General features: G+C 41.0%; 4 protein-coding genes and 1 pseudogene. 1 reads left to right on the forward strand and 4 read right to left on the reverse strand.

Annotated elements, in window-relative coordinates; translation table 11 throughout:
- From VIK44_RS02580 to VIK44_RS02590, 3 genes and pseudogenes are all read right to left on the reverse strand, one after another.
- Positions 1-154: pseudogene (locus VIK44_RS02580) on the reverse strand (carbon monoxide dehydrogenase); the annotation flags it as partial.
- A 295-nt stretch (positions 155-449) separates the two neighbouring features.
- On the reverse strand, positions 450-2,006 hold the full coding sequence (hcp, locus tag VIK44_RS02585; protein ID WP_331552283.1) for a hydroxylamine reductase: 1,557 nt from the start codon (positions 2,004-2,006) through the stop codon (positions 450-452).
- A gap of 130 nt (positions 2,007-2,136) precedes the next feature.
- Positions 2,137-2,958: an ATP-binding protein gene (locus VIK44_RS02590; protein WP_331552284.1), complete on the reverse strand. Its 822-nt coding sequence runs from the start codon at positions 2,956-2,958 to the stop codon at positions 2,137-2,139.
- Between the two features lie 87 nt (positions 2,959-3,045).
- On the opposite strand from VIK44_RS02590, the gene VIK44_RS02595 reads away from it, so the two are divergent.
- A complete protein-coding gene (locus VIK44_RS02595; RefSeq protein ID WP_331552285.1) occupies positions 3,046-3,702 on the forward strand; it encodes a Crp/Fnr family transcriptional regulator in 657 nt (218 codons plus the stop codon).
- 2 nt (positions 3,703-3,704) lie between these two features.
- Here the strand turns inward: VIK44_RS02595 and VIK44_RS02600 are convergent, their stop codons facing one another.
- Positions 3,705-5,036, reverse strand: coding sequence for an MFS transporter (locus tag VIK44_RS02600; RefSeq protein ID WP_331552286.1), 1,332 nt, complete (start codon positions 5,034-5,036; stop codon positions 3,705-3,707).
- Positions 5,037-5,665: the final 629 nt, after the last annotated feature.

Genomic DNA, 5,665 nt, shown 5'->3' on the forward strand with positions numbered 1-5,665 from the left:
CTTCACCTAAAACTTCGTTTAAATTTGCATTGGCATCTGCATCCACAGCTAAGATCGGACCCAAGCCTTCTGAAACTAAATATTCAATGAGCATACCGGTAAGACTTGTTTTACCAACACCGCCTTTACCTGCAATTGCAATATTAAAAGACATAAATTTTTCCTCCAAGATACTTTCTTGTTCAATTTTGTTATTCTTCAATTCAAGTTATCATTTATGATTATACAACAGGAAAATCTGCTTCTCCTGAGAATGTATAGTTCCATTTATCAACGTGACTATAATACCATAATCATTTTAAATTTACAATAGGTCGTTCATACTTAAGGTTTGACCTAAGCCCGAAAAAAATGCCGTCAGCTCCTGGAGTTAAGAGCTGGCAGCATTTTTTTAAAACAGGTTAGGGAAAGACTTTGAGATTCATTTTTTTAAGTTTTCAGAAAAATGATTATGCTAACAATTTTGCCAGATCAGCTTCTGGTGTTGAAATGGCTCCGATATTATATTTTTCAATCAGTACATTCAGTACCTTTGGTGAAATAAATGCCGGCAGTGAAGGTCCAAGCAAAATATTTTTAATGCCCAAGGCTAAAAGGGTTAATAGAATAACAACCGCTTTTTGTTCATACCATGAAAGCACCATGCTCAGCGGTAAATCATTGACGTCACATTCAAAGGCACCTGCCAAAGCAACGGCTACCTGAATCGCTGAGTAAGCATCATTACATTGTCCCATATCCATGATTCTTGGCAATCCGCCAATGGTGCCAAGATCTAAATCGTTGAACCGGAACTTGCCACAGGCAAGGGTTAAAATAATCGAATCTTTTGGTGCTTTTTCGACAAATTCGGTGTAATAATTTCGTCCGGTTTTTGCTCCGTCACAACCGCCAACCAGGAAGAAGTGTTTGATCTCCCCGGCCTTTACAGCTTCAACGACCTTACCGGCAACAGATAAAACAGTGCCGTGTCCAAAACCGGTCATCAGTGTTTTTCCGCCATTAATCCCGGTCATTTCCCGGGCTTCACTGTATCCTCCCAGTGCCAGTGCTTTTTCAATCACCGGGGTAAAGTCTTTATCTTTTCCGATATGCACCATTGATGGGTACTGAACCACATCGGTTGTGAAAACACGATCAGCATAGCTGTCTTTTACCGGCATCAGACAGTTGGTGGTAAAAAGTATCGGTGCCGGAACATCGGCAAATTCTTTTTGCTGATTCTGCCAAGCCGTCCCAAAGTTTCCTTTAAGCTGCGGATAGCTTTTAAGGCTTGGATATGCATGGGTCGGCAGCATTTCACCATGGGTATAAATGTTAATGCCTTTATTCTTTGTCTGTTCCAACAGCAAATGCAAATCACGTAAATCATGGCCGGTAATAATAATAAACGGACCCTTTTCAATGGTTAAGGTCACTTCTGTCGGTTCCGGTGTGCCGTAAGTTTCGGTATTGGCTTTATCCAGTAGTTCCATACAGGCAAGATTCACGGTTCCGGTTTCTAAAACCAGCGGCAGTAATTCGTCCATTCCCATGTCTGAACCCACCGCAACCAATGCTTTATAGAAAAAGGCATTAACAACGGGATCATTGTAGCCTAAAATATCTGCATGATGGGCATAGGATGCCATGCCTTTTATTCCCAAAAGAATTAAAGTCTTTAAAGAACGGATATCTTCGTTTTCTTCCCATAACCTGGCCATATCATAGCTTTTTACCGAGGGATCAATATCCGTTTTCATTTTTTCCACACAGGCAATCAGAGCTTCCAGGCTCTCATCGTCAAAGTTGACATTGGTAACGGTTGTAAATAAGGCTCTTTTAATAGCAGCATCGGTTGTTTCCGTTGCTTTCGACTTTTGTACTGCCCGGGCCAAACCAATGGTTGCTCCCACTAATTTATCCTGGAGACCTGCAATTTGAGCTGTTTTACCGCACACACCTTTAACTTCACAGCCGGTGCCCTTTGCGGTTTGTTCACATTGAAAACAAAACATATCTTTCATGCTTGTACCTCTTTCTTTATTATTTGGCATTAAGAGTTAATCATCAGACTTTTGACAACTCTCTATTTCATCGCCAATTTTTTAGCTTATAACTAATATCTTACCCCAAATCAGTCCGATAAAACCTTTCTTAAACATTTTCTAAAACTTTACCATCGGTGGTAATGGTATAAACCTGCCAGGGAATCATTTTTCCGGAATTTTTCAGGGCCTCGGTAACCGCAGCTACAATCCCTCCACAACAAGGAACTTCCATACGTACCACTGTCACACTCTTGATGTCATTGATTTTTAAAATCTCGGTGAGCTTTTCAGCATAATCCACTGAATCCAGTTTAGGACACCCCACCAGGGTAATTTTATTTTTCATGAATCGATTATGAAAATCCCCATAGGCAAAAGCCGTACAATCCGCAGCAATCAGTAAATGGGCACCATTAAAATAGGCAGCATTTACCGGAGCAAGCTTAATTTGAACCGGCCATTGATTGAGCTGGGAAGTTGGTGCCTTAACCGCTCCCGGTTTCTCATCGGAACAACCGCATTCACAGTCTTCATTCTCCCGAACAATGGGTTTTGAAGAAGAGCCCGGGCATCCGCAGGCAAGTGGCTCAAGACCATCTTCCCCGACAATAACTTTTCTTTCAATGGTTTTAGCCTGGGTTCCCGGGCATCCACCTGATTTTTTTTCCGATTTCATTTTTCCGTCCTCTTTCTTTTTCATATTTTCAAGCACAGCGGCTTCATCATAAGCATCTGCTTCACGTTCTACAAAGGTGATGGCTTCGGTGGGACAGGTGGGAAGACAATCTCCCAAGCCGTCACAATAGTCATCTCTTAAAAGTGTCGCCACGCCGTTAACCATACCAATGGCGCCTTCATGGCAGGCATCCGCGCACAAACCACAGCCATTGCATTTATCTTTATCAATTGTAATTATTTTTCGAATCATCGTTTTTTCCTCCTACTTGATTTCTTGACCCAATCATACTATAATTTACCCAAAAGAGCCGTTGCATATGCAACATGAAGAGGAATTATGAAGAATAAATTTGAAATCTTAAAAAATGTTAAGTTATTTGAAATGGTTGAAGAAAATCTTGAAGCCATGCTCCAATGTCTGGGCAGCGAAGAAAAAAAATATGCCAAAGGCGAAATCGTGATTTTAACCGGGAACCCTGTGTCCTCAGTGGGTATTTTATTATCCGGAGGGCTTCAGATCATCCAGGAAGATTTTATGGGGAATCGTTCGATTCTTACGGAGTTGAAGCCCGAACATATTTTTGGTGAAACCTTTGCCTGTGCCGGCGTTACCGAGAGTCCGGTAACCGTCATCGCAACCGCAGACAGTACCGTGTTGTTTATTGGGGTCCAGCGCATTATAAACACCTGCCCTTCCAGCTGTCTTTTTCATAATCAGCTCATTGAAAATTTATTAAAGATCATCGCCCGAAAAAATATGCTGCTTAGCGGCAAGAATCAGCTATTATCCCAACGAACCATTCGTGACAAGGTTTTATCTTATCTGTCCCTTCAAGCCGAAAAAAAAGGGAATCCCCAATTTGAGATTCCCTTTACTCGAAATGAATTGGCGGATTTCCTTTGTGTGGATCGAAGTGCATTGTCCCGGGTGCTTTCAATTCTTAAAACCGAAGGTGTGATTGCGTACAACAAAAAGCAGTTTAAGCTTTTGTAACCTCAGCTCTCGACTGCTACAGCCTCTTCATCTGACTCTCTTTCGATATCCTGATAGAGGGTTCTTGTTACCACAATGGAATCCCCGCGTTCATATAACCGATCCAGATAATCGAGATAAGCTCCCGGCGTGATAATCCCATTAATTCTTAAAAGATCTATCCCGGTTTTACCCACCACCGTATCCACGAGCTTTACACAGTTTGTTCCCATGGCATAATAGGTTCTAAAAGGATTTCCAAACCTGAACTTATAAAAAAGAGCCCCTGTATCCTTGTACAATTGGCTGGAAGTATCATTGTAATCTTCAGGCTTCCCATCAATTTCGTCCTTTTCAGCTTGTTCTGCCAGAGGTTCCCAGGGAACTAGCTGTTCGATGATTTCATTAAGCTTATCCTGTACACCCTGCCTATGTTCCGGTGTCAGGGTCAGGCCATATACCATGAGGATTTTCTTTTCCACTTCAAGAGCCTGTTTAATGTGAGAGGCTCTGTCCATTTCCACCATAACACCATCCGCAAAGAATCCACCCAATTTCCAGGTAGCATCATCGTAATTTCCATAACTGTAAACCAGGTCTCCCTTACAAATATCCACATGCCCCATTCCGGGAATCAATCCCTTCCGGGTGTGAATATAAATTTCCAGATCGATTGACTTTTCCTTTGTCTGATCAGAAAGCAGCAGGAATGCATCCGGCTCCTCTTCCACTAATTTATTCACCTTGTTCAACATTCTTCTGGGCAGGAAAGCCGCAAATACCACTGGAAGTGCAATCCGAACGTGCTTCTTGATTTTCTGTGCGCCAGTATTCGAACCCATAAGGTTAACCAGAGCATCGCCAAAAATATTCAGCGAAAAGAGTATCAGATAAATCCCGAATATCAGCCCGAAAAGCCGCCCCTGGTTAGCGAAAAAAAGCATGATTATTCCCAAAGTTAAATAAATAAGTCCTGTGAAAAGTGTTCCAACCCAGGATGCGCCATCACCTCTGAGCTTTAAACTGTTTAAAAGCACTAAAAAACCAATGAGGATACCAAGGGCACCTGCAACCATATTAAAGGTTCCTTTGATGATTTGTGGTGTAGCAAAAAGGGCAATCCCACCCAACACACATAAAATCCCAATACACAGGTGTTTTAACCTGTGTTCACTTGTCTTTAAAAACACAGAAATGAGATACATGATTCCGACCACAAAAACCAAACCTGCAATGCTCGTCTCTATGATTTCCCAGGCAAGTTTTACGTCAAATAATAGAATAATACCGCTGACAAAAACAGCAATCGCGACCAATAGCCATACGACTGGTGCAGTGTTTTTAAATGTTACCATGAGATACCTCCTCTTTTTGATTCATTTTATCAGAATTAGTTCATGTACACAATGTTAATGTGAGGTATAATTCATGAAGTTCTAATAAGTTCCCTGCTGGTTAATGTACAAATTGAATAAAATTAGAAATAATGTTTGAGATAAAATCCTAACATATTATGTATTTAAATCCGTTGATACCTGCCTTCCCTGATTAACGTAACGAGAATGCCTGTAACCCGCATCAATAAGGGATACAGGCCCCGTTATGCAATTTTAACATAACGAGACAGAATGACATTGAAAAGTCCCTCTAAGGCTTTAGTATAAAGGGTTTTCAAAATTCCTCGTTACGTGTTTCCGGAAATGAGGTTGATAAGGAATTATCAGCAGAGTAGGACACACTGAACCATAACAGTAAAAAAAAGGGACCTCTCAATTTAAAATTCCCTTTTCTCGAAGAAAAAAAACGACATCATTAATTTTCATGGTTGTCACCAATTATGCGGTAGCGCCTTTTTTATCAATCTTTTGATACAAAATGTCGGCTTATAACAATCGAATCTCCTCGTTCTTATAATCGATCAAGATAATCCAAATAAGCCCCGGGAGTAATAATAGCGTTAATTCTCAAAAGGTAAATTCCAAGT

It is taken from the genome of Acetobacterium sp. (assembly GCF_036508315.1).
GTDB lineage: Bacteria > Bacillota > Clostridia > Eubacteriales > Eubacteriaceae > Acetobacterium.